This is a genomic window from Rubripirellula tenax (assembly GCF_007860125.1).
GTDB lineage: Bacteria > Planctomycetota > Planctomycetia > Pirellulales > Pirellulaceae > Rubripirellula > Rubripirellula tenax.
In genome coordinates this window covers 1-23,039 of sequence record NZ_SJPW01000013.1, presented here as the reverse complement: position 1 = coordinate 23,039, position 23,039 = coordinate 1, and the positions used below count along the sequence as shown (strand labels likewise).

Here is a 23,039-nt window from a genome sequence, read left to right as displayed (position 1 = left end):
TTTATGCTTCCCCTTGAGCCATCGACGCGCGTACGCAATCGGCAACTAAGTCTCTGAGTGCGTTCAATTTGCTGTAGAGTTGACGGGCTTTTACGTTCGATTCCGCAGCGATTCGCGAGATCGAATCGCCTCGCGTGTGAATGCTCAGCAGCAGGCGTCGTTCAGGCTCGTTTAACTTTTGTAGACAATGCTTCAGTGCTTGTCGTTCCGTCTCACTCCGCTGCAACCGATCTTCTGCCTCGACAGCAAGCAATGTGATCACCTCTTCACTCAAAACCAATCGATCTCTGGCCCGTGAGCGTCGAAACCGCAACACTTCGAACCGAGAGATTACACAACACCACCGGACAAAATCTTGGCTCGATCCCTCCAGGTCAAATTCATTGAACTTGTGCCAGCACGCCAGACCAATATTCTGCATCAGATCATCGACGTCCTGACTCGACGGAAGCAACGAACGTACGTACCCTCTAATCGCTCGCTCAGTGCCCACAAAGAGCGACATAAAACGATCGTATTGTTGATCCTTGTTTTCCATGGAACGTCAGATAGCTGACCCGTAAAGAAAGTTGTCAAGGCTTTCGGCGATTCCCCTGGCGGTCGAAACTCTTGACGAGTTTCGCTACGCACGTGAGTTTGACGCAGCGGGTTGCGGCTAAAACTCCTCCTTGATCACTTCGTGCGATGCGCGTGTTCCAAGCGATCCCCAAAGTCCATACGGGCTTGGCCGTCCCGCATTAGCGGAAGTAACTACGGGTGCAGTGTCATCGCCGGCTTCGATCGATTCGCTAACAAACTTGACAGCGCCATCGGTCATCAGAACATGAACGCCACCCGCGTGCCGACTACTCGCCGGTGCGTGACCGCCTGAAGAATGATCTGCCCCCAAGCAAATCTCGTTGTTAGGCGGCAAAGTCGTGTTGAATCCTGAATAAAGCGGACCGCCATTGGCCCAACTATAACCTCGCCGATTCTCGGGAGCTCCAATGTTCGTAAAACCCACACTCCAAAACCGAGGGCGATTGGGATCGCGATCGGGCTGGCAGACCCGTGGGTTGCTATGGACGCCGACCGGTCCCCAGCCTGTGAACAAGTGCGGTGTCGTTCGCACATCGCGATCCCCCAGATCGGTAGCGATTTCTCCGCAGGCAATCGTGTTGGAAAGGCCATCTTGGACATCTTTAAAGGCCGTGAATTTTCGCGGGACAAAAACACCACGACAGGACCCGTTGGCTCTCGTTGCCTGTAACACGTCTGAGATCCAACCACTGGAGCCACCATCCCACCGCCAGTATCCCGTTTCGACCCAATCAGTACTGTCGCCATAGCAAGCGGCGTAGTTCGTGCGTCCAAGCGAAGGCAAACCGGTCCCCGGATCACTTGGGCACCGAAGCGTTGGAATCTCTCTGCTCCATGGCCCATAGGTTGGTTCGGAAGGCTCCGGCCCCATCGCAGGCCACGCCGGTGAAATCACGGTTTCGCCATCGACATCAAACGCATAGGGGTTGCTGATCTGCTCCCAAAGCGATTGCTGCTCGAGATAGGGAGTCAGTCCAACCAGGAAACCAAGATTGAACTGATTGGTAGCACGATTCCGATTGGCTCCGGCATAGGTCGCGTTGTCTCGTGGATGAAAAGTACCGCCAATCTGCATTGGAAGTTTATTGTAGGCTGCGTGATAATTGTGGATCGCAACTCCAATCTGCTTAAAATTATTGCTGCAGCTCATCCGCCGAGCGGCTTCCCGTGCCGCTTGCACTGCTGGCAGAAGGATGCCAACCAAAACGCCGATAATCGCAATCACAACCAGCAACTCAATCAATGTGAGAGCGCGTCGAGGATTCGGAGCAGACATATTTGAAAGTCGCTGTGCGAGCGGGAAACAAACCGTTTGCCTAGTAACTACCGTTGATCCCGCGATTACCAAAAATCGACGAAATTTCTTGATGTCGGACAATCAGCATGTTTCTGGTTGCAAATAGCGTTCACGGATTTCGGTAAACTGAGCCCGGTCGGTGGTAAGTCCACAGAGCAATCACTTTACCTGGAGGTTGATGCCGGAGTATTTGGACCAAGCCTCAAAATTTGCCTGCAGGACGGCGGGCAAAACGGTTAGCGAAGATGGACGAAAACACCGCTTTTTGCACGGTTTGGGACACCCGATTTTCGCGGTAGAGCCGAGTTAGCACAAACTGCTATCCTGTTTCTACGTTGGATATGCGTCTTATTCGGAGCGAGTGATGTCAAACGAGTCGAAGATATTGCCAACCGTCAGCACGTCCGGCTTGGAAGCGCTTGCAAGTTCAATGCTTGCCCCACGGTCCCAATCAAGACTCGACGAACTGCTTCGACGCAACTCTGAGGGTGAACTCTCCCAAGATGAAGTTGCCGAACTCGATGCTCTGCTGGAACAGGTCGACGAGCTGAATCTGCTTAAGGCGCGCGCCGAATACACGCTTCGCCAACAGTCGGATACAGGCGCGCCGTGACGGCGTACGTGTCCACCGAACTGCGTTGGCGAGTCCGCGAGGGAAAACGCGATTGACGAAGTGGGTCGATCAGACAAATTCGATGCTCTACCAACTGAGCTACGAAGCGAACGCGAGGTTCGCTTCGGTGGGACTCGAACCCACGACAGTCGAGGTGATGTAGTCCAATCAGGCAGTCAATCGTGAACGGTTGGCGACGAAGATTTGGTCAGACGTTGTTTACTGAGCTACTCGCGAACATTTGTCCGCTGGCGGGACTTGAACCCGCGACCTCGTCGCATCGCGACGCGCTCTCACCATGTAGTCCGAACCGGCAGTCGCCGTGATTTGGTTGAAGACGGATCGACGAAGGGACAACTCAGATGTTTCACATTTTCAAGATGTAATCCGAGTCTGCAGTCGATCTGTCAGAAACGCTGGTGGGAGTCGAACCCACTTGAACCGGGTTGCAGCCGGCCGCCTAGCCATCTGGCTCCAGCGTTTTGTTGCTCGCGGGATTGCCGCGAGCGTGTGTCGTTCAGTCATCGTCTCTAAAAGTAGTCGTCGCGATTGACGCCATCACAGACGGCCCGATCGCAGGCAACAACGTTTGAACCGCTGACCGCTGCCGCATGGGCATAGGTCGTTGCGACCGAGCTTTTCCTCGAGCAGCTTGCCTTGGATGATTCGGACTCCGTGTTTGACTTTCGTTTCGGACGGGTAGCCGCGGCGGCGTTTACTCATCGGCTCGAAAGCAGTGGGCTTCGTCATATCGCTCGTCGTCGTGTTCGTATCGCATCGGTCTGCTCCGTGTTTGAGGTTTCGATCTTCAACAACAAGTGCTCTCGCCAGGAATCGAACCTGGTCTACGACCTTCGCAAAGTCGCGTGCTAGTCCGGCACACTCCGAGAACATTTTGAGTAACCCGCCCAGGAATCGAACCTGGTCCGACAGTTTCGAAGACTGCCATGCTGTCCAGCACACCCGCGAGTCATTTGGTTGACTACCTAGTCACAAGAGCCGACGACTGGGTTCGCACCAGCATGGGTCGCTTTACAAGAGCGTTGCCTTTCTACATCGAGCCACGTCGGCTGGCTTTGTTCGCATCAGTAGCCCGACCAGGAATCGAACCCGGAACTTCTGGTTAGAAGCCAGAGATGATGTCCGTTTCACCATCGAGCCGTTTCGTTAACAAGCGGAAGGCGAGGGAGTCGAACCCACATCACCCGAAGGTGGCACGCGTTAGCGGTGCGGCCCGGCAAACCGTATCCGGCTGCCTTCCGTAAACGAGAATTGCGAGAGGTCCGTCCGGGAATTGAACCCGGTCTTCGTCCATACCACAGACGCGTGCTGCCGCAACACTTACAGACCATCATTGAAAAGCACATCACGGATGGAATCGAACCATCGGCCTCCTGCTTGTCACGCAGCCGTCTTCGCCGCTGGACCACGCGATCGTTGAAGAAGCGATTAGCTATTGGCGTTTAGCGATTAGCTTCTTCAGTCTGGGCTAACAGCTAAACGCCATTTGCTAACAGCTATTTCAGTAGCGGGTTCGGGGGTCGCACCCGACGGTCCAGGCTTATGAGGCCCGGCTGAGCCTGGCTCACCCGCATCGTTGGAGATGTGAGTCTTGAGCGATGAGTCCTGAGCTTGTCCTCGCGACTCAAGACTCGTCAAATACTGCGGGAGGGAGTCGAACCCTCAAACACGAACGTTTGAAATTCGCCGCTTTGCCGGTTTGCGTACCACAGCATGTTGAATCAGTACTGAGGGCGGGAGTCGAACCCGCAAGCACTTGTTCCTAAGACAAGCGGCTCGCCGTTGGCCTACCTCAGCGATTGTGAAAAGTGGAGCACCGGGGAATCGAACCCCGATTTTCTGCGTGCAAAACAGACGTCTTCCCGTTGGACGAGCGCCCCATGAATGAAGTTAGAGGAGTGAAGGGTTAATGGTGAAAATGGTTCGCGTCGGATGTTTCAAACTTCACTCTTCAAACTTCTGCTAGTGCCCAGAGCAGGAGTCGAACCTGCAAACACTCGGATTAAAGGCGAGCCGCTCGGCCGGTTGGCGTATCTAGGCGTTGATCGCTGGTGCCGTTGGGAAGGACGCGACCGACCGCGTCCTTCCCTTGGCTGCCAACGTGTTATGCATGCAGTCGCGGAGTACTGTCGCCGGTCGACTTGCGATGGTTCTTAATCGCCTTGTGCGAGTCAGGAATTTGGTCGCCTTCGACGATCGCGTCACCGACGCACTCGACCACCCAGCCATCGACCCAGCCGACGTTGTCGTCTTTTAGCCTCAGCACGCGGCCGACTTTCGCAAACTCTTGAGGGATGTACGATGTCGTTCGCACGGATCCGCCGACGATGTTGCGTCTCATCGCACATTGCACGTACTTCACATTTCTGGACATCGTCGTTCTCCTTCGTTAGGTGCGGGCCAGCGTCACCGTGACGCCAGCAGTAGTCCCGGATGGAATCGAACCATCGTGTCCTGCGTGTAAAACAGGTGTCGTCGCCGTTGGACCACAGGACCATGTTGTCGATCCGAAGAGCACGTCCCCAAGGATTTGAACCCTGACTAACTGGTTTGGAATCAGCAGTGCTACCGTTACACCAGAGACGTGTGAAAGTTTTCAAAACAAGTGGGAACGCAAGGAATCGCACCTCTCGCCGACTACCACACAATTAAAGGCAGAAGATTTACAGTCTCCCGTGTGGAAACGCTCCCAAGATTTCATCAAACAAGCGGAAGCCGTGGGACTCGAACCCACAACGGTTTTTTACCGCAGCTGTTTTCAAAACAGTGTCCTCATCCGGCCGGGTGACTTCCGTACTGCGTTATTGAACGCAGTGACGTGAGCAGGAATCGAACCCGCGGACTCCTGGATGAAAACCAGACGATTCTGCCAACAGAATCTACCACGCCGTTTTGTTGCTTCGATCGAAGCGAGTACCGCATAGGAGTTTCGATCTCCTTCCTGCTGCCTGAGAAGCAGCCGACCTAGCCAGTAGTCGAATGCGGCTTGAAAGCGATGGCAACGGGAGTCGAACCCGCAACGACTTGATAGACAATCAAGCTTCCTTCCCAGAGGAAATTGCCACCGAAAATGTTCACGCGAGGGTGACCGATCGGAATTGAACCGACATGGACTTCGTTCACAGCGAAGTTCCTGAAACCAATACAGGACGGCCACAGCACCGGAGACTGGAATCGAACCAATGAACTCCTCGTTCAGAGCGAGGTGCAGCGACCAACAACTGCTACTCCGGCGTTTGGTCTTTCATCAACAGCACGGGCGGAAGGAATCGAACCTACATACCACTGCTTCAAAGGCAGCTGGCTTACCGTTAGCCGACACCCGAGTGACATCGTGAGCATCTCGGAAGAGTGTCCTGCGGGAATCGAACCCGCCTGCTCGGATTGGAAGTCCGACGCCTTAGCCGATCGGCCAAGGACACGTGTTTACTGAAAAAACAAGAGCTCCGGCGGATGGACTCGTACCATCACTCGTCTCCTTAACAGGGAGCCGCCTTACCATTGGGCCACACCGGATTTTGCAAAGCGCCCAGCGAGAATCGAACTCGCATTTCCTGCATGGCAAGCAGATGGGTTACCACTACACCATGGGCGCAAAAATGCATCACTACCAAATTGTCAAAGATCAATAACGCCGAAGCGTCTCAAGAGCACCGAGCCGGAATCGAACCCGCATCACCCCGCTCGCGACGGAGGAGTCTTGCCGTTAGACCATCAGTGCTTGTTTCAAAAGTTCTCAAGTGGGATCGGTGAGAATCGAACTCACATCGCTCGGATTAAGAGTCCGATGCATTACCTTGTCTGCCACAATCCCATCTGTCGTCGTTGTTTCGTTTCAGTCGGCGTGGCGGGAATTGAACCCGCGACCGTCGCCTTATAAGGACGCCGCTCTTACCCCTGAGCTACACGCCGATGTGTAGCGATGGGGCCGGAGAGGATCGAACTCTCACCTACACGACGACCAACGCGTCCTGCGTCGGTGCCCGAAGCCCGACATGCTGCCAGTTACACCACAGCCCCGATGTTCAATCGCGGCTATGCGTTTCAAAAGTGTCTGCATGATTCGTTTACCTGATCCCTGTGACCTGAAACCTGTGACCTACTTCAAGTGGTAGCCCCGAGGATCGAACTCAGCGCGACCCGCGTATCAGGCGGATTTGGGCGACCAGCCCTCGACTACCATGTTGTCGTTTCAAAAAGTCGGACACCTCGGAGTCGAACCGAGACCCTCCTGCTCCCAAAGCAGGCGTGCTTCCATCTGCGCCTGTATCCGATGTTGTTTTGCTTCGATCGCCGCAGCCGTTGCTGTCGGCGCATATCTTCCTTGTCAGTGGGCCGGGAGGCGCTCGAATCCTCGTCTGCGGTTCTTCAGACCGCCGCTAGACCGTCTCAGCTACCAGCCCAAATTGAGTTCGTTGTTGGAGTTGCCCGTTCGATGCAGGCACGAAAAAAGGCTCGATGTCTTGGTGACACCGAGCCTTCATGAAGAAGTCGTTCGCTTTTGAAAGCGAGTGTCACATCAGACGCGGATACGCCGGGGCATTATCTGTATTCAACGGTTGCCCGCCGAACGCATTGCCTTCGTGTATCTGTTCGAGTCGACTGGATTCGGTTCTTGATAACATCAGAAAGCTCGTTACTCGCTCGTCTGTGAATGTGACTTGTAGTTCAGGTAGATAGACGCTTTCGCGTCACGATGGTTCACGTAAAATCTCGCTTTCACAAAAATGGAGATGCGCGAGACCGTGACTCTATTTCACCAAACGTCAAGAAATCCAAGAAGTACTTATTAACCGCGTCGTGTGGGGAAACCGCGGTGTGGGGCGCAGACTATACTTTCATCTCACTTGAAAAGGCGAACGGTGTCTTTTGAATCATGTTGCAGCGAGAACGAAAGGGACAGCAGATCCAATGACGTCAATCCGCGAAATTGACCGGCAAGTCCGAAGACTTACAGGTGAAGATGCAACCTGTCGCCCGTTCATGTGCGATGGTTCACCGATAGGTTGCGAAGTTGTGCAGGCTGGGATCAATCCAGGCACGCTTACCCCATTCTGGCCCTATTGGGACGCGAAGAAGCTTGGTTGTGATAAGGTTGGGTGGCTTGCCGAGCATCGTCGGCTCAACAAAGGAAAGAGAACACCAACGCGGAATCGTATTGAAGAGCTCTGTGAATTACTGCAACCACTCAGGTGCATGGAGATGAACATGTCTCATCACTACTCCAAGGATCAGAGAGATCTGACACCAAGTCAACGCGCGGACACAGTTGTGTTTGATTACTTGCTCAACGCGATCCGTCCTAAAGTACTGATCGTGCATGGAAACCTGCCGATTCGGCACCTAGAGCGAATCCTTAAAGTTTGCATCAAGAAGGATGAGTTTGTTTCCCACAAGCTGAACGATTTCACGCTGGATATCATTGCCGCGAAGGTTCATTTCTCCCGAGTCTCAAGAGAATATCTCAGGGATTTTGGAACCCGCGTGAAGAACCATGTCGGTGCGAGTGCAATTGCCCATCGAATATAGGCGATGTCAAACGAAACAAGCCAGCTTAATGCTGGCTTGTTTGTTGAAGCGTTGGCGTGACTACGAATTTCAATCGTCGTACAAGCCGGGATAGCTCGGCCAGTCATCGCCCCAGTCGCCGGGGTGAACGACGGGGTAGTCGGGCATGCCTGGATAAGACTCGCCGGGGTGACCGGGTGGCAGGTTGTCGGGCGCGGAGTAGCCGGGTGGGACGTGGTAGGGATGGTCGGGCGGCAGTCGCGGCCAAATGTGTGGTGACGGCGGAACCTCAATGACGCCCGGTGTTTCCGGTTGCGGCGGCCAGATCGCATCGTCGGGCCACCAGGGCGGTCGCGGGCCGGGGTCGGGCGTGCCGGGCGGATAGTCGTCGGGCCACACTGGAGGTACGGGTTCGGGCAGCAGATAGAGGTTCGTGCGGTTGTCGCCGGGGTCACGCACGCGGCGGCCGGCGAGCATGGCCAGCAGCGACAACGCTCCGCAGAACGCCATCACCGGGTTCGGGTACGGTGCTGTGTCGAGGCAATGGTCCATGACCTCGTTGACGAAGCCGGGCACGCGAAGCAAACGATCAGGAAGGACGCCCGGATCAACGACGACGGGAGGCGGCTCCGGGGCAGGCTCGTCGTCCTCAACCACCCTCGGCTTTGCGAGAAAATTACTGAGGTCAAAGATTGCCCGAACACGTTTCGCCTCGTCCGGATCGACGACCAACTTTGAAGTGTCGGCATCGACGCCGTAGCCAAGCAGCGGCATGCCGCCGGACCATTTTCCCTTCCGACGTGAAGCCGCGATCTTGTCCCGAGTCCGTTCGGAAATGATCTCGCGTTCAAATTGTGCGAACGAAAGCAGGATGTTCAGCGTCAACCGTCCCATGCTGCAAGTCGTGTTGAACTGCTGCGTCACCGACACGAACGACACGCCGGCGTTATCGAACTTTTCCATCATCCGAGAAAAGTCCAGCAAGGATCGACTGAGCCGGTCCACCTTGTAGACAACAACGCAGTCGATCTTGCCGGCCTCGATGTCCGCCATCAGTTGCTTCAACGCCGGCCGGTCCATGTTGCCGCCGGTGTACCCGCCGTCGTCGTACCGCGTCGGCACGCACGTCCAACCTTCGTGCATCTGGCTGGCGATGTAGGCTTCACCGGATTCGCGTTGGGCGTCGAGCGAATTGAATTCTTGCTCAAGCCCTTCTTCGGTCGACTTCCGAGTGTAGATCGCACAACGGATCGTCTTGTTTTCGTTTCGCTTCATTGTTGTGGCTTCCCGAGTTTGAAGAAGGTGAATCCATTGCAGTGCTGGCCCGTGATCGCTTTCGCGACCGCCGTCAGCGATTTGTAGACCTCGCCATCGAAGTCAAACCCGACCGGCAAGACCGTCACTTGATACATCTGACCCTTGTATTTTCGAGTCAGCGTTGTGCCCGGCGGTGGCAAACGATCGTCGACCGGCATGCAGACCTTCACCGTCTTGGTTCGCTCGCCGCTTCGAGCCGGCCTCAACGTCGCGGTTGCCGCGCCAGCCGACGAACCTTCCGGCGGCGGCGTCATCCGAACGTCGGCATCGTTGGCAATCTCGCCTGCTCGATCTCGAGCGCGCTGCGAAATGTCGCCCTCGATGTTCGACTGCATCCGCCAAGCGATCCGCTTGATCAGCCAAGGCTTGTTCGATGCATTCGTGCCTTCGCCGAACACGTCGGCGTACTGTTTGCGAAGTTCGCGAACGGATCGTTTTTCCATCGCACGGACTTCTTTGTTGATGTTCAAGGACATCGTTTGGAACCCTCCTTCTCGGGAATCTCGGACTTGTTAACCGTCGTGGACAGTCAGCCCTGATTCCGCCGACGCCTCAAGCCGAGATGCCGGCGAGTCGGTCGATATTGGCAAAGAAGTTTCGCCCGCGTTTGCATCATCGCCATCGCGGATCGCCAACGTCCCGCGATGGTTCAGCCGAACCAAACCGCCGGCCAAAATTTCCGACACGCGATTCATTCGTTGCTCTTCCAGCACACGCTCATCCAAATTTTTCGCAGCACTCATCATTTCATCTCACTTCTCGGGGATCTCGGACTTGTTGACCATCGAGATCAGTCAGCCTGATGTCGCCAAGAGACTCAAGCCGCGATGCGAGCGGATCATCCGAGATCGAAAGAGAAGTCTCGCCTCCGCTTGCGTCGGTCGCTTCGCCGACTGCCAATGCGCCGCGGCGTTTGAGCCGGACCAACCCGCCGGCCAGAATCGCGGCCACCCGAGCGCGTCGCTCGGCCGCCGTCAGTTCAACAATGGAATTCGTCGCAGACAAAGGCCCGCCTCCGTAAGAGAACGTGTGCCCGTGTCCCCGCCTGCGATCAATCGCCCAGCCCAAGACCCCGGAAGAAAAAGTGCTTCACCGAGATATACCTACCCGGTTCACGTCCGAGATGACGAAGCAAAACGGGCTGTTAACCATTTGTCTCTGTTAATCAGAGAGACAGAGAGAATCCGCGGCGAAAAGCTGGGTCTCGCATGAGAACCGGCGGTTCACAAACGTCTCTGACACGAGACGGGTGCAAACTGGAGAGATCGCCGTGCGGCCAGAGACATCCGCGATGCCCGCAAAAAACGCGGCCAGAAACGAAAAAACGCCCGCGTGTCATCTCTGACATACGGGCGTTAACTAGGGTGTCATCAGGTTAGTACCTTGACGACGAGCTCCCCCGGCAGGACTTCCCCGACGCGGGAATTGCGGGGGTTTTTGGTGCCGAATATAAAAGCACCACGAAATCCACCACCTCAGCCTCGATGTTTGCTGACTGCGTTCGCGAGCACCTCAATTCGGCAGAACTTCGAAGCCTACTTGAAGAGCTGGGGGCTAAAAAAGGTCGCAGTGCCGGTGAGGGCACTGCGATCGATTGAGTGGCGGGTCGGTTAGACGGCCGCTTCGGTTTCTTTCATGGCATCAATCAGGGCACTGGCCTGGCTGATCGACAGTTGATCCGGTGACGTGACGTGGAAGCGGGCCTGTAATTCACTGGCCAACATGATGCCCTGCTTTCCAGCGATCGTTTGTATCGCTCGGATCTGCTTGTCGGTTGCCGGACGGTGGCCTCGAGGGCGGCTGACTGGTGACGGTGACTTGTTTCCGGCCTCACAGCCGGGACCTTTGGCCGTCGCCGGCGATAGCATTCGGAGCTCGTCGTCGATGCTGCGGCGGCAGCGGGCGAATGCTTGACGCACCCGCTGCTCGATCGCTTCGCCGTCTTCGGATTCGAACGGGTCGAGCTGGACCTCGACGACGCAGCTGGCACCGATGCTACCGAAATTCGGTTGGCCGATCTTTTGCTGCAGACCGACCGTGATCTTGGGGATATTCATGGAATTTTCTTTTGGGATTCAGGCGTAAGGGCGTGCCGGTGAACGTCACCGGCACATTGGTATGGGAAGCTCATCAGTTGGGCAAGAGCCAGTGTTGATGGAGCCAGTCGATCTCGGCAGCTAGTGCCAACGATCGTGTCTTGAACGGCCCCAGAACGGGTCCGCTGACGGGCGACAGATCGGCCGTCCAGCTGCCATTCGCCGTTGGTTCCACATGGGAACCGCGGCGAATGGTGGGTTGGCCTAGCGAATGGGGATCGATCTCCTCCTGATAGATCATCCGCACGTCGCCGCTTGCATTGATGACGACGTCCAGAGCTGTCACCGTGACCGACGCAGGATGCTGCGACGCGGACGATCCGTCATCCAACCGTCCAGCGAGGCTTCTACCCGCGTCAACTCGCCAGCGATGTGCTCGCGGATCCCCGGTCGTTCTCGCAGGTCTTGAGGCTGTATGCCGGCAACGATGCCGCGAGCATCCGCTACCAATCGATCCAATCCCTCATCGCTGCGGATGTTCAGTCGCTGAAATCGCTCAAAGAACTCGAGCAAGTTGGTCACCGCCGAATCACGAAACACCTTCGGCGATCCATCGTTCTGGCCGTTCAATCGTTCGGCCAAATGGCTGACCAATTGTCCGAGCTCGTCGGCGAACGCTTGCTCGGCCAACTGAACCGCTTCGTCGAACCGAGTTTGCACCCGGGCACACTCGCTGTAATACAACTGCGGACTGACCCGCAGCAAGTACTCCGGCGGATCACAACTGGGATAGTCCCACTCGATGCCGAACTGTTCGCGAAGGTTCGACGAGTAATCGCCCGCATCGAACAGGTCGCCCAGACGCTCGCGTGCCTGGTCGATCATCTCGTCGTAGTGGCGTTCGAGTTGCTCGACCGCTTCGGCCAACTCGGCACGCACCGTTGTCATGTGCACATCGAAAGCGGCCACGTCGCGACGCCGAATCAGCCTCATGCCGGGTTCGACATACGGCAGCGTGTGGTTCTTCCAGTAGTCCGCTGCCTGTTTGCGAACCGTGGACGCGGCCCGAAAAGCAGGGTGTCCCGTGTCCAGTAACTTCTTCGAGGCTGATACCGACTTGATGTCAGCATCGAACGTGCCGGCTGCTTGTCGGGTTTGGTCTTGGCTAAGCGTCTTGCGAACGCCAGGCCAATGGATCTTCAGTCGTACGGCCGTGGTTTCATCTTGCAGTCGCTGGCCTACCGAAGTGTTTTCCGTCGTCGCCGTCGTTCCTTCGGAGAGCGTTGGCATCGTCAATGTATCGAGAGTCATGGTTCAATCTTCCGATGTGAGTGTAGTAAAAGAACAACGCCCCGCCGGCATACATCCGGCGGGGCGTTGGAAATGTCAAAACGTTCTGTCAAAGACTCGCGGTTGCCCGGAGTCACATGTAACCCGTCGCCATTCACGTCAAGCGATCTCGGGTGGCTCGCCGGTGCTTTCCAGCCTTGGAGCGTCTGAGTTCGACGCATGCAGCACGACTTCTTCGAGCAACACGTCGCAGACGGCTTCGCTACTTGACTCGGATGGACGCGGCCAGAGCAGAATCGCGACCACCAACAGTGGCAGTCCGCACGCCAGCAACAGACCGCCTGATGCGATCACGGCCGCCAAGATGGAATCGCTCCGTTCACGCTGGTCCCACTCGCGACGATCCGTTTCGAGTTGGTCCCGCTGTTGACCAACCTCGGCTCGTTCTTGCTGCATGTCGCTCTGCATTTCGAGCCACTGTTGGTCGCTCAGGTCTCGGCCGCTTGGGCCACAACCGATCACGATCAGGCTACCGATCGCGATCAGTAGCGTGGGCGTCTTCGCCGTCACGATGAAACTCCTTCCGTACAAGTTTTTGAATCAGCGTTTGCAGTCCACGTCGCTGCCGCCGCAACTGCCACACCATCAGTGAGGAAACAGCCAGCGAAAACGAAAGCGTCAAGCAAACGAAAAGTAAAGGTGTCAAAGAGGTTGCTCCTATTACGAAGTGAGCCCGGTAGCTTTGACAGCGACCGGGCTTGCGGGTGATAACGATGAAGCAATTGCATGTCGTGCCAAAGCTCAGGCACAGGCCTAAGCAAGTGGCTTTCGCAACGCTTAAGAGCTGTCAGTTGATCGACGGCTTCGTCGACACACCGCGTCGGCGTGTCGCTTTGGTAGCCGACCGATAGACGCCGGGCTGTTCAGCTGACAGACATCGACCATCTGCCCAACGCCGCAAGCGTTCGACCGACTCGGATGAAGTCACCGCGACTGGCACGACGTTCTCAGCAGCCTGAACCAACGAGACATCCAGCAGTGAGGCCAATCGGCAACACGACTTGATCTCGGCACCGGTCCACTGGTCGTCACTCGGCTTGGGATCACTTGCATCCAATCCAAACCGATCGACATACAGACGCCAGATCTCGTCCTTCTGCGTCCGGCCCGGCAGATCGACAAAGAACACACCGTCGAATCGTTCGGCTCGACTGAACTCAGGCGGTAACTTCGCCACGTCGTTGGCCGTGCAAACCACGAACACGTCCGAGTCGTGATCATTGAGCCACGACAAGAACGTGCCGAACATCCGTGACGACACGCCGCTGTCGTTGCCGCCGCCGCTGGCACCCGCAAACGCCTTCTCGACTTCATCGATCATAAGCACACAGGGTGCCATGGCGTCAACGATAGCGAGTGCCTGACGAGTCCGCTCTTCGGACTGACCGACGAGCGAACCCATCAAGCTGCCGACGTCCAGAATCAATACCGGACGGCCGACTTCAACGCCCACGCATTTGCAAAACTCGCTCTTGCCACAACCGGGCGGTGACAGCAACATCACTCCGCGGGGGCGAGGCTGAATACCAGATCGGCCGCGATGAACGAGTGCTCGCCGCGTGAACGCTTTGAGTGTATCAAGGCCGCCGATGGCACCGAAGTTTTGACCACCACGGTGCAGGCTCAGCAGTCCCGACTTTTTCACCGCTTGGGTCTTCAGTTCCCAGATCGAATCAGGCGTCAGACGACCATCACGAACCAGCGACAAACTAAACGCACCTTCGGCTTCATAACGGGACAGTCCCGCTGCTGCATCGAGGACGTCATCCAGTTCGCGGCCCGTCGGCATCTCGTTCGTTTCCGTTGCGATCCCGGCAGCGATTCGAGAGAGCTGTTCGCGGTCGGGCATCGGGTGCTCGATCACGATGAACAGCTTTTCAAGTTCCACCGGTACCTGAATCACCGGACTCAGGATCACGACAAACGTGCGATGCTGTTTGCCTTCGTTCACTGCTCGACTGATCGCTTGCACGATCTCGGCCGAACCGATGAAGCGGTGGAAGTTGGGCAGCACCAGCAACGACGGCGTATCGTCCGCTGCCATCGACGACACCGCACGGACCGCCGCCAACGGATCGGCGACCTCAACATCGATCGCCGATCCGTTGGGGTGCCGCAGTCCTTGGTCGACGTCCCAAACCGCCAACCGCCAATCTTCGTCACGGCACATCGATGACAGTTCGGCGATGGCGTCGAGGTGTTCGTGCGACTGGATCCAGATACCGGCAAAACAGGCTCGGATCAGTTCGTTCATTCGTTGTATTAGTTTCATTGTGTGTGTCCTCCTCGGACAAAGTGTGGTGAACCCAAAAGAAAAGCCCGGTCAGCGTGCTAAGACGACTGCCGGGCTTGTTGTTGATCGCGGACTTCGGTTTTGTAGAAGTCCGCCTTAAGTCGTTCGTTCTGAGCCAGCCCGAGGGCCTGTTCCAGGAACGCACTGGCTTGCCGGCATTGATCGCCGGTGAATCCATTCGTCTCGACGCGAGTAGCACCCACGGGCGAGACGACCACGTCGATGGTCTTCAAGACGCACCTCCGACGGTCAACGATACTTTGATGGAACCATCGGCAAGACGATGTTCGGCCACCGAATAGCCTTTGCGGCGAGCTTCGATCTTTGTTTTCTCAACCGCATAGGCCTGTAGGAACTCGTCCAAGCGACCCTGCCGGCCCCATCGGCCCTGGTAGTTGTCGAATTTGGACTCACCCGTCGTGAGATCAAACACAACCGGGTACCGCCAGTCTTTCAATCGAACAGCGAGCCCGTTCACGGTCTCACTGAACAACTTCACTTCGCCCTCAACCGGCGCATCGAGCCCCAGTCGAGAGCAACCAGCCCGAACCGCCGCAGCGTCCCGAACCTGAGTCTTAATTTGCACCACATGCGACATAAACGTCTCCAAAGAGTTGGAAGAAAGGTAACAACGGTGGCTACAGTGCCACCGTCACGTAGATGTAGCGCGAGATGGTGCGAAATTTAGGCCGTCCAGCGACGCCGTCTGAAGCATCAGGGTGTTCTTGAGCAAGCGACACAATTGGAAACAGCCGTGGCTCCTGAGCTACGTGTTTGGACGCAAAAAATGCGAATGGAAGCCGCTGCGAAGGAGCGGTCAGCTTGCGACGCACCAATGAATTACACCCGAATAGCAGTAGATAGGTCTCGACCGACTGAGAGTCAAGCTAGGTCGCCATTAGAAACGGTCAGCCCGCCATCACCCCACGGCGTTCACCCGGGTGGAGGCGATTGACGTGACTTCAAGAACGCGTGACCACCGCCCCAACAACGCCAAAGCCAATCTAAAGCCTCGAATGATCCAGTGAAACCCAACGATTCACTCTCTCCGGTGCAATTACTGGCACCTCATCGAGGTCAAACGGACGCGGCGTGCCGGCGATCGTTGCTGCGCCCCTGAAGCAAATCCCAAAGCCATCCACCGGGCTTCTTGAACCGAGTCCTTGAACATCGGCTCGCTTGCCGCCAATCGTCACTGCCGCTTGACAAGCAAGCGTAAAGCGATGGCATGGTTATCGGTATTATGGACGGGCGTTGATCGAGTGCCGGGCAGTCACGACCACGTCGCCACAGCTTAACGGGCATTGGTTCGGGCGGCAAGCAATTGGGCGTTGATCGGGTCGGCAAGTAAACGGGCATTGCATCCAACGGGCCCAGCAGACGGTAAACGAAGGATCGAAAACGTTCACGCTGGTTCAGCAAACGACAACAGTGAACACTATCAAGGAATGCGAGCGGCGTGGGCTCTGCAAATCGCCAACGAAGGATTAAGGCGTTTGAATCGGCGAGCAACTAACGCAAGAGCCAAAAGACGCACCTAAAACCAAGCGTTGCAGCAATCGTTTGTGCAAGCAAACACGCGGAACATCTGCGGAGTCAGTCCGATAACGTGAGCGTTAACCAAGCCGCCGGGTAACGCAGTTTAGTAAGTTGGACAAGCTCGGCGGCTTTGGTTGAACGCATGGTTCTCTGACGAACCCAGTGTACCCAAGTTTGGAGTATAACCGATTTCTGCTTCTATTTCCGGGGTTAAATACCTAGAGTCGATAACATTGGGATTTTACGAGTCCATCTGCTAGCGCATCGTTTAGCTACCGTTGCACTGGAAGCGGTTTACAAAAGGCATCATCAAGCAAGTTTCATCGGAGAATCTGTTTTGCCGAGCGCATCGTTTAGCTCCCGTCGTACTGGAAGCGGTTCATTAAAAGCATCATCAATCAAGTTTCATCGGAGAATCCGTGCTGTCGAGCGCGTCGTTTAGTTCCTTCTGCTTCAACAAAGTTCGTGTGTTGAAGCCGCCAATGCAAGCGCATCGTTTAGCCCCGGTCCGTCCTGGAAGCCATCGCAATGGTCAGAGAACGGTTCACATCACCGGGTGGCGGCGATTGACGTGATTCCAAAGAAACGTGACCACCGCCACTCCGGTGCATGTGTTGGTTATCGGCATTTACGAACGGGCATTGCTCGAGCATCGGGCAGCGGTTGCCACGCCGCCACAGTTTAGCGGGCGCTGGTTCACGCGGCAAGCAATCGGGCGTTAACCGGGTCGGCAAGTAAACGTGCATTGTCATCCGACGGTGCTTGCAGACGTTAAACGAAGAATGGAAAACGTCGTCGTTGGATCAGCAAACGACAACAGCGAGCAACATCGAGGGTTGCGAGCGGCGTGGGGTGTGGCAATCGCCAACGGAGGATTAAGGCGTTTGAATCGGCGAGCAACTAACGCAAGAGCCGAAAGACGCACCAAAAACCAAGCGTTGCAGCACTCGTTTGTGCAAGCAAACACGCGGAGCAGCTGAGGAGTCAGTCCGATAACGTCACCAATCACCCGGCGGCGACGAGAGATTGTCCATTTGAAAACGCCCGACTTCGCCGCTCGGGTGCATTGGATTGTTCTGCCACGATTACGCGTGACGTTTGACCGACATTCATTTCACGTCAGAGTGATCGGATTTGCCCGCATCGACACCGTATTTGTAGGACTGTTGATTGCCCGATTCGTCGACCCACGTAGAAACGCATTTTTCGTAGTCGTATTTGAATTGTCGTTTCTTAGCCAAATGCCACGAGTAGCTGTGCATGATGTTGCCAACGATTGCGATTACGAATGGTACTGCAAGCAGCCAGAGCATGCCCCATGTGAAGTGACCGCGAATGCCTGCGTACACGAGATAGAATGGAATGCCAAACAGACAGATGATCGCGATGAAGCCAATCAAATCTGAAATGCCATGAAGCGTGTATCCGTTCGGCGTGCACCTCTGTTTGCCGATTCGCTGGGATTCGTGATCCCACATTGGATTGATGAACATGAGGGAGATGCCAAGTAATCGACACGATGGTTCAGTGGCAGAACGGTTGCCATCACCGGGCACGGAGAGTTTGGCATCCATTTGTAAAACCTCGCAAGCCGTGCTCCGTGTGCATGGCGTGGTTATCGCCAAATTTGCAGCGGCGAAAACGTGACCTCCAACGTGCGGTCACCGATGAGCGCATCTTACCGCGCTGCTGACCGCGCATCAAGCGAATCGCCGAACCCATGGCGTGCCGTCTTGCCGCGTGCAATCAACACGATCGCGGCGCAAATGTATGTGTTGTGTTGGCGACGGATTGGGTTGCAGTGACGGTTGTTTGTGCGGCCAGATCATTTGTTCGTGCAGCCTTCGGCCATGTCGGTGACGGATTGCCCCGAGGACCAAGTGTTGTTTTCGCGACGATCAACGTGACCAAAGTGAATCAATTGTGTCGGAGGAATTGCATTCCAGTCAATCAATCAAGCTGAGTCGAGCAGTTAAGTTACGGTTAGAAGCAAAAACTCAAATCCGCGCGACCGAAGCTAACGTTCGTTCAAAACAACCGCGTGTTCTAGTTCAGTGCGATAACGACCGCCATCACCGGGTGGCGGGATTAAAGTTTCCATTTCAAGTCCGCTGGCCACCGCCACTCCGGTGCATGGCTTGGTTATGCCACTTCTCGCGAAAGCCTAACTCACGGCTCAACACAATCAAGGTGCCGCACAGGGTTGACCAAAATGTCGCCTCCAAACTTTGTATCTGGCATCAGAGTCGCCAAGGCGCATGCCGCAAGTGGTGACCTAAGGTCTTCTACTGACAGCGGACTTGAAGGTACGCACACAAGTCCGTACCCAGACTCCTGTTCCCGATCCCAAGCTGCGCCCCAATCATAAGCATATAACCCTCGTTTGCCAAATCCCACGAACGAATCGGTTATCGGCATTTCAACGAGCATTTTCGCGTCGCAGTGCTCTGGAAGCTCTCTGACGAGTCGTTCCACGTTAGATGTTGAGGCATAGTCACCCATGATTGCGGAGCGGGGAATCGGCCCCTCACCCGCATTTGTAAATACAGCAAGATGCCCACTGGCGTCAGTCGCGATCCAACCGTAGTCGATGCCGAATGGAAATGTATTTTCAGGCTTCATGTGGCATAACGGCGGGGTTCAGCGAGCCGGGACGATGGACTCACCACTTCGTAGAATCGCGCAAGCCCGGCTTCGTTGCAACCCATGGTTCTCCGCTTTCATCGCTTGATACGACCCAGCGTTTTACGCTTCTTGTAATCGGGCCAGAAGTAGTTTCCATCAAATTCCTCTACCACGATGAATGCCCTAGGTGCGAGTGGCAACGAATCGAAAGCGCCCTCCGCGCGCAATTCTTCTACCACGCGTGTAATTGTTTGCCCGATAATCAAGTCAAGATCAATATCATTGTTTTTCGCGACAATCGACGCACCGTCTTCGGTTCGGATCGTCGCCGTTTTTCCGTCAACTACCGCATCGTAGACGGTTGCCCATTTCGGGAAATTCAGCATCGTAGTTTCCGCGTGATGGATCGTCCATTCACCGTCAGGGTCCGCGTTTGGGCGCGTATCGAAAACCAGAATGAAGTAGCCCGATTGCGCCGCATAGTACGCAGCCGTAATCAGCGAGATAGGTGCCTCGTCGTCGCCGGGGCCTTCGTTGACATAGTCGGGGTAGTCTCGAATCCGTTGCTCGATGTAGAGTCGAATCTTCTTGCGGTCAGTTTGCAGATTGAGTTGCATTTGTGTTCAGTCGGAGAACGTTGACGATCACCGCGTTTACGGACCATCTCGTTTGAGTTGGCAGTGGGAGTGATCTTGGTATCGAGTTGCGGTTGGCATGACGCAACAACGAGTAAACTGTGGTGCATCGTATTGTTCCGCCTCTTACGATTGGCGACGCGTTGAATAACGGACGCCGTTGGACTCATGTTACCAAGCTCCGCATGGCGTGGGTCAATCCGTCCTGCGATTTTCAGTCGGCACTTGGTACGTTGCCATTTGTCAGGCGTTGGTTGTCGGTCGCCGCCAATGCTGGCATCGGTTGACGTCGTCCGGCATCAGCCGCCAATTCGGTTTGCAGTGGCGGAGTGATCCAATCATCAGTTTGCCCAGCGAGCGAGCATCACGTTAGTCGAAGTCTCGTGTTGCCCAACGAACGACCAATGTCAGCGCCATCAGGCAAGCGTCAACTCAGGCGTTGGACTTCCAGCATTGCCAATGACGGGCATTGGTTTCATGGCGGAACGTTGACGATCACCCCGTTTACGGACGATCTCGTTTGAGTTGGCAGTGGGAGTGATCTTGGTATTGAGTTGCGGTTGGCATGACGCAACAACGAGTAAACTGTGGTGCATCGTATTGTTCCGCCTCTTACGATTGGCGACGCGTTGAATAACGGACGCCGTTGGACTCATGTTACCAAGCTCCGCATGGCGTGGGTCAATCCGTCCTGCGATTTTCAGTCGGCACTTGGTACTTTGCCATTTGTCAGGCGTTGGTTGTCGGTCGCCGCCAATGCTGGCATCGGTTGACGTCGTCCGGCATCAGCCGCCAATTCGGTTTGCAGTGGCGGAGTGATCCAATCATCAGTTTGCCCAGCGAGCGAGCATCACGTCAGTCCAAGTCTCGTGTTGCCCAACGAACGACCAATGTCAGCGCCATCAGGCAAGCGTCAACTCAGGCGTTGGACTTCCAGCATTGCCAATGACGGGCATTGGTTTCATGGCGGAACGGCCGCGATAACCGAGTCGCGGCGATTGATTTTCCATTGTCAAAAACGACGACTCCGCGACTTCGGTTCATCGCTTGGTTCGCCGCAGTCACGCTGTCGTGACCCAAGGATTGATGCAATTGACCAGAAGACGGCAAGCATCAGTCCCCACCCAAGTATTGTGCCGACTGGAAGTGCAATGAGCAAGCACGCCCACGTGGGGAGCGGCGACCACGATTTCAGAAAAAGAGCAAACGTAATGGAACCAACGATTGGCGCAACGACCTCCATCAAGAATTCGACGACAGTCTTCGTTTCCCGTTGAGGTTGATCCACAGTTCACTCGATGATTTTGCCGCACCAGAGAAATTCGGCAAGCATTTTCCAGCTCGGCTCAGTCGCAGGGGGATCTTTCAGCGGTCCTTCGGCGAAGTAGTCGAGCGATGCGTACAAGTAGGATTGAATGTCGCCATTCATCCAGCCCAATGCCCCATCCACGATGTAGCGATTTGGGTGTTCCCGCTCAATCTGTTGTGCTCGCTCTCGCTCACTTGCCAACGCTTCAACAAAGGCGATGAAGGACTCGCGATCACAAACTGTGTCGAGAAGATCTTCGGGGCGGACGTTGCTAGAATCGTCGATGGATGTTCTATCCTTTTGTCGGCGAACGTTACGGTTCAGCGGGTGGCGGCGAATGATTCAACCATTGCCAAGACGGTCACCACCGCCACTCCGTTGCAACCGATGGTTCCCCGCTTTCTTGCAGTTGATGTAAATGGCCGTTCAATTGCCGATCGCATCGTCTGATAGCACGCGACGACCACACGACGGACAGTTTCCAGTGGCAATGATAACGTGTTTTGCGCGGGAGAGGTTGCCTTGACAGTGGGGGCAAATCAAATCCGGGAATCTGAGATAGGTTCGATCCGCGTGGTGGAAGCCAAGGAGCATGACCGGGAATCCGACGACGAACATCACGATCGGTGCAACGATGTCCGCTAGGGCAGGATCGAAAAGTCGGACCAGGTTTGCAGCCCCAATCGCAACGAACATCGCAGAGATTGCAGCTGCCATGCGCCACCCCAGTCGGCGTTGGCATCGAGCACATTCCGCTGTGTATTCGGCTACGGTCATCTACGAGGGGCTACGCTCACGTCAGTCGGGGAACGACCGGGATCAGCGGGCGGCGGGAGTGAACATTGATCTCGCCAGAAACCATGCCACCGCCGCTCCGTTGCATCCCATGGTTCTGCAATTTTCGGGTGTCAGAAGATGTGAGACCAGTAGTAGGCACGTCCCGTTGATCTGTCATACGCGATGTGTTCACCATGGTCGCCATCATTTGGATTATACCATTCAAACAGGTAGCCGTCGTCCACGACGATTGAACCACGGTCATCAGTTTCACCTGGATAGTCTGAGTAGCGGTAGATGATGAATTGTGGCTTGTCCACTCGCTCGACGTTTGGTTGATGGGCAGCCCATGCAAGGAACGCCGTTTCCGACGTTGTAAATTCAAAGTACGAGTTTGGGTTTCGAATGCCTGGATTGAGGGCAAAGTGAATGTCGGATGCGTCGTCAGGCAGCTCGCGAATCGCAAAGTCCTTAGAGGGAACGTTGGACGCGACGTCGCCACTGCAACCAGTGAAGGCCGTCAGCAAAAGTGTCAAGCAAAGTCTGCAAGCACGAGCGAGCATTGTCCTCAGAATCCATATGGCAGAACGGCACCCGTCACCGAGGACGGACGATTGATTTTCCATTTGTGAAACCGCGCAAGCCGTCCTTCGGTGCACGGGATGGTTACCCGCCCTTTGGAGTGTGGTCAGGGAACGTCGTAAGGTGGTCAGTAAGATAGAAATAGTAGTTCGGGTCAACACCGAGACGAATGCAGATTTCTACAAGTAGCTTCGATACGTCGCTTGGCACGAACAGATTATCATCCGCGATGTGCTCGCAAGCAAATTCGCAGCAGACCTTGAGTTCTCCAACCGAGAGTAATTCGCGTGCTGTGTCATACGGATACCCAGCTTGCGTCTCCAGAGACGAAAGTATGCGGGCAATGCCGTCGCGACAGGAGTTGATAGCTTTGGGCGTCATGGTTGGAGATGCGGCATCAAGTTCGTTCGATTGCGGATTTCATTAGTCGGGTAACGGCACGATTCACGGGGATCGCGCGAAAGATTGACCATTGCCAAACCGGCAGCCCGCGATCTCCCGTGCAATCGATGGTTCGTCGTGTCTTCATTTATTGAAGAGTGAGTGAAACGTAACGAT

General features: G+C 55.6%; 22 protein-coding genes and 23 tRNA genes. 3 read left to right on the top strand and 42 right to left on the bottom strand.

Annotated features, from left to right (window positions below):
* Window position 1: 1 nt before the first annotated feature.
* Complete coding sequence (locus tag Poly51_RS29320) at window positions 2–505, bottom strand: sigma-70 family RNA polymerase sigma factor (RefSeq protein WP_246114860.1); 504 nt, start codon at window positions 503–505, stop codon at window positions 2–4.
* Window positions 506–655: 150 nt separating this feature from the next.
* Complete coding sequence (locus Poly51_RS29315; RefSeq protein ID WP_146462503.1) at window positions 656–1,855, bottom strand: DUF1559 domain-containing protein; 1,200 nt, start codon at window positions 1,853–1,855, stop codon at window positions 656–658.
* Between the two features lie 385 nt (window positions 1,856–2,240).
* Between Poly51_RS29315 and Poly51_RS29310 the strand changes: the two genes are divergently transcribed.
* Entirely contained in the window at window positions 2,241–2,489 is a 249-nt protein-coding gene (locus Poly51_RS29310) for a hypothetical protein (RefSeq protein WP_146462502.1), read from the top strand.
* A gap of 411 nt (window positions 2,490–2,900) precedes the next feature.
* On the opposite strand, the gene Poly51_RS30870 is transcribed toward Poly51_RS29310, so the two are convergent.
* The 25 genes from Poly51_RS30870 to Poly51_RS29215 form a co-directional block, all read right to left on the bottom strand.
* Window positions 2,901–2,971, bottom strand: a tRNA-Cys gene (locus Poly51_RS30870).
* Window positions 2,972–3,047: 76 nt separating this feature from the next.
* Window positions 3,048–3,239, bottom strand: a complete 192-nt coding sequence (locus tag Poly51_RS29305) for an SEC-C metal-binding domain-containing protein (protein ID WP_246114857.1) — start codon at window positions 3,237–3,239, stop codon at window positions 3,048–3,050.
* A 150-nt stretch (window positions 3,240–3,389) separates the two neighbouring features.
* A tRNA-Arg gene (locus Poly51_RS30865) sits at window positions 3,390–3,461 on the bottom strand.
* 25 nt (window positions 3,462–3,486) lie between these two features.
* A tRNA-Thr gene (locus tag Poly51_RS30860) sits at window positions 3,487–3,560 on the bottom strand.
* Between the two features lie 18 nt (window positions 3,561–3,578).
* Window positions 3,579–3,650: transfer RNA gene (locus tag Poly51_RS29300), tRNA-Arg, on the bottom strand.
* Window positions 3,651–3,852: 202 nt separating this feature from the next.
* Window positions 3,853–3,925: transfer RNA gene (locus Poly51_RS29295), tRNA-Val, on the bottom strand.
* A 224-nt stretch (window positions 3,926–4,149) separates the two neighbouring features.
* Window positions 4,150–4,223: transfer RNA gene (locus Poly51_RS29290), tRNA-Leu, on the bottom strand.
* 12 nt (window positions 4,224–4,235) lie between these two features.
* Window positions 4,236–4,307: transfer RNA gene (locus Poly51_RS29285), tRNA-Leu, on the bottom strand.
* A gap of 12 nt (window positions 4,308–4,319) precedes the next feature.
* A tRNA-Ala gene (locus Poly51_RS29280) sits at window positions 4,320–4,390 on the bottom strand.
* 224 nt (window positions 4,391–4,614) lie between these two features.
* Window positions 4,615–4,884, bottom strand: a complete 270-nt coding sequence (locus Poly51_RS29275) for a hypothetical protein (RefSeq protein ID WP_246114856.1) — start codon at window positions 4,882–4,884, stop codon at window positions 4,615–4,617.
* A gap of 50 nt (window positions 4,885–4,934) precedes the next feature.
* Window positions 4,935–5,006, bottom strand: a tRNA-Val gene (locus tag Poly51_RS29270).
* Window positions 5,007–5,025: 19 nt separating this feature from the next.
* Window positions 5,026–5,096, bottom strand: a tRNA-Trp gene (locus Poly51_RS29265).
* Window positions 5,097–5,219: 123 nt separating this feature from the next.
* A tRNA-Ser gene (locus Poly51_RS30855) sits at window positions 5,220–5,303 on the bottom strand.
* A 21-nt stretch (window positions 5,304–5,324) separates the two neighbouring features.
* A tRNA-Glu gene (locus Poly51_RS29260) sits at window positions 5,325–5,399 on the bottom strand.
* 104 nt (window positions 5,400–5,503) lie between these two features.
* Window positions 5,504–5,576 (bottom strand) — tRNA-Asp (locus Poly51_RS30850).
* A gap of 93 nt (window positions 5,577–5,669) precedes the next feature.
* Window positions 5,670–5,744 (bottom strand) — tRNA-Gln (locus Poly51_RS29255).
* Between the two features lie 20 nt (window positions 5,745–5,764).
* Window positions 5,765–5,835 (bottom strand) — tRNA-Gln (locus tag Poly51_RS29250).
* A 25-nt stretch (window positions 5,836–5,860) separates the two neighbouring features.
* Window positions 5,861–5,932 (bottom strand) — tRNA-Gly (locus tag Poly51_RS29245).
* Between the two features lie 22 nt (window positions 5,933–5,954).
* Window positions 5,955–6,026, bottom strand: a tRNA-Asn gene (locus Poly51_RS29240).
* An 8-nt stretch (window positions 6,027–6,034) separates the two neighbouring features.
* Window positions 6,035–6,105: transfer RNA gene (locus tag Poly51_RS29235), tRNA-Gly, on the bottom strand.
* A gap of 146 nt (window positions 6,106–6,251) precedes the next feature.
* Window positions 6,252–6,324 (bottom strand) — tRNA-Lys (locus Poly51_RS29230).
* Between the two features lie 25 nt (window positions 6,325–6,349).
* A tRNA-Ile gene (locus Poly51_RS29225) sits at window positions 6,350–6,422 on the bottom strand.
* A gap of 11 nt (window positions 6,423–6,433) precedes the next feature.
* Window positions 6,434–6,530: transfer RNA gene (locus Poly51_RS30845), tRNA-Arg, on the bottom strand.
* A gap of 180 nt (window positions 6,531–6,710) precedes the next feature.
* Window positions 6,711–6,783 (bottom strand) — tRNA-Pro (locus tag Poly51_RS29220).
* Between the two features lie 58 nt (window positions 6,784–6,841).
* Window positions 6,842–6,913: transfer RNA gene (locus Poly51_RS29215), tRNA-Phe, on the bottom strand.
* Between the two features lie 508 nt (window positions 6,914–7,421).
* Here Poly51_RS29215 and Poly51_RS29210 point away from each other — a divergent pair.
* Entirely contained in the window at window positions 7,422–8,039 is a 618-nt protein-coding gene (locus Poly51_RS29210; protein WP_146462501.1) for a hypothetical protein, read from the top strand.
* A gap of 69 nt (window positions 8,040–8,108) precedes the next feature.
* Here Poly51_RS29210 and Poly51_RS31525 read toward each other — a convergent pair whose 3' ends face one another.
* The 12 genes from Poly51_RS31525 to Poly51_RS29150 all read right to left on the bottom strand — a co-directional run bounded on the left by Poly51_RS31525 (window position 8,109) and on the right by Poly51_RS29150 (window position 18,046).
* Entirely contained in the window at window positions 8,109–9,293 is a 1,185-nt protein-coding gene (locus tag Poly51_RS31525) for a recombinase family protein (protein ID WP_246114855.1), read from the bottom strand.
* Window positions 9,290–9,811 carry a DUF2924 domain-containing protein gene (locus tag Poly51_RS29200; protein WP_146462500.1) on the bottom strand — a complete coding sequence of 174 codons (522 nt, stop codon included), beginning with the start codon at window positions 9,809–9,811 and terminating at the stop codon, window positions 9,290–9,292. Before Poly51_RS29200 ends, Poly51_RS31525 begins: the two co-directional genes overlap by 4 nt.
* Before the next feature lie 36 nt (window positions 9,812–9,847).
* Entirely contained in the window at window positions 9,848–10,078 is a 231-nt protein-coding gene (locus Poly51_RS29195; protein ID WP_146462499.1) for a hypothetical protein, read from the bottom strand.
* Window positions 10,079–10,082: 4 nt separating this feature from the next.
* On the bottom strand, window positions 10,083–10,340 hold the full coding sequence (locus Poly51_RS29190; RefSeq protein WP_146462498.1) for a hypothetical protein: 258 nt from the start codon (window positions 10,338–10,340) through the stop codon (window positions 10,083–10,085).
* A gap of 605 nt (window positions 10,341–10,945) precedes the next feature.
* Window positions 10,946–11,392, bottom strand: a complete 447-nt coding sequence (locus Poly51_RS29185) for a hypothetical protein (protein WP_146462497.1) — start codon at window positions 11,390–11,392, stop codon at window positions 10,946–10,948.
* Between the two features lie 73 nt (window positions 11,393–11,465).
* Window positions 11,466–11,717 carry a hypothetical protein gene (locus Poly51_RS29180; RefSeq protein WP_390621815.1) on the bottom strand — a complete coding sequence of 84 codons (252 nt, stop codon included), beginning with the start codon at window positions 11,715–11,717 and terminating at the stop codon, window positions 11,466–11,468.
* The gene (locus Poly51_RS29175; RefSeq protein WP_246114859.1) at window positions 11,714–12,661 is read right to left on the bottom strand and encodes a hypothetical protein; all 948 of its coding nucleotides are present in this window, start codon (window positions 12,659–12,661) and stop codon (window positions 11,714–11,716) included. Before Poly51_RS29175 ends, Poly51_RS29180 begins: the two co-directional genes overlap by 4 nt.
* A 159-nt stretch (window positions 12,662–12,820) precedes the next feature.
* Window positions 12,821–13,231 (bottom strand): membrane or secreted protein, encoded by a 411-nt coding sequence (locus tag Poly51_RS29170; RefSeq protein WP_146462496.1) that lies wholly within the window; start codon window positions 13,229–13,231, stop codon window positions 12,821–12,823.
* A 277-nt stretch (window positions 13,232–13,508) separates the two neighbouring features.
* Entirely contained in the window at window positions 13,509–14,993 is a 1,485-nt protein-coding gene (locus Poly51_RS29165) for an AAA family ATPase (protein WP_146462495.1), read from the bottom strand.
* 59 nt (window positions 14,994–15,052) lie between these two features.
* Entirely contained in the window at window positions 15,053–15,247 is a 195-nt protein-coding gene (locus Poly51_RS29160) for a DUF2997 domain-containing protein (protein WP_146462494.1), read from the bottom strand.
* Complete coding sequence (locus Poly51_RS29155) at window positions 15,244–15,612, bottom strand: hypothetical protein (RefSeq protein WP_146462493.1); 369 nt, start codon at window positions 15,610–15,612, stop codon at window positions 15,244–15,246. Before Poly51_RS29155 ends, Poly51_RS29160 begins: the two co-directional genes overlap by 4 nt.
* A 2,050-nt stretch (window positions 15,613–17,662) precedes the next feature.
* Window positions 17,663–18,046, bottom strand: coding sequence for a hypothetical protein (locus Poly51_RS29150; RefSeq protein WP_146462492.1), 384 nt, complete (start codon window positions 18,044–18,046; stop codon window positions 17,663–17,665).
* A 174-nt stretch (window positions 18,047–18,220) separates the two neighbouring features.
* Here Poly51_RS29150 and Poly51_RS30840 point away from each other — a divergent pair, with 174 nt between their 5' ends.
* Window positions 18,221–18,358, top strand: a complete 138-nt coding sequence (locus Poly51_RS30840; protein WP_186775900.1) for a hypothetical protein — start codon at window positions 18,221–18,223, stop codon at window positions 18,356–18,358.
* A 915-nt stretch (window positions 18,359–19,273) separates the two neighbouring features.
* Here Poly51_RS30840 and Poly51_RS29140 read toward each other — a convergent pair.
* From Poly51_RS29140 to Poly51_RS29130, 3 genes are all read right to left on the bottom strand, one after another.
* Window positions 19,274–19,795, bottom strand: a complete 522-nt coding sequence (locus Poly51_RS29140; protein WP_146462490.1) for a hypothetical protein — start codon at window positions 19,793–19,795, stop codon at window positions 19,274–19,276.
* 1,309 nt (window positions 19,796–21,104) lie between these two features.
* Complete coding sequence (locus tag Poly51_RS31520) at window positions 21,105–21,242, bottom strand: hypothetical protein (protein ID WP_246114854.1); 138 nt, start codon at window positions 21,240–21,242, stop codon at window positions 21,105–21,107.
* A 788-nt stretch (window positions 21,243–22,030) separates the two neighbouring features.
* Window positions 22,031–22,435, bottom strand: coding sequence for a hypothetical protein (locus Poly51_RS29130; RefSeq protein ID WP_146462488.1), 405 nt, complete (start codon window positions 22,433–22,435; stop codon window positions 22,031–22,033).
* Between the last annotated feature and the right edge of the window lie 604 nt (window positions 22,436–23,039).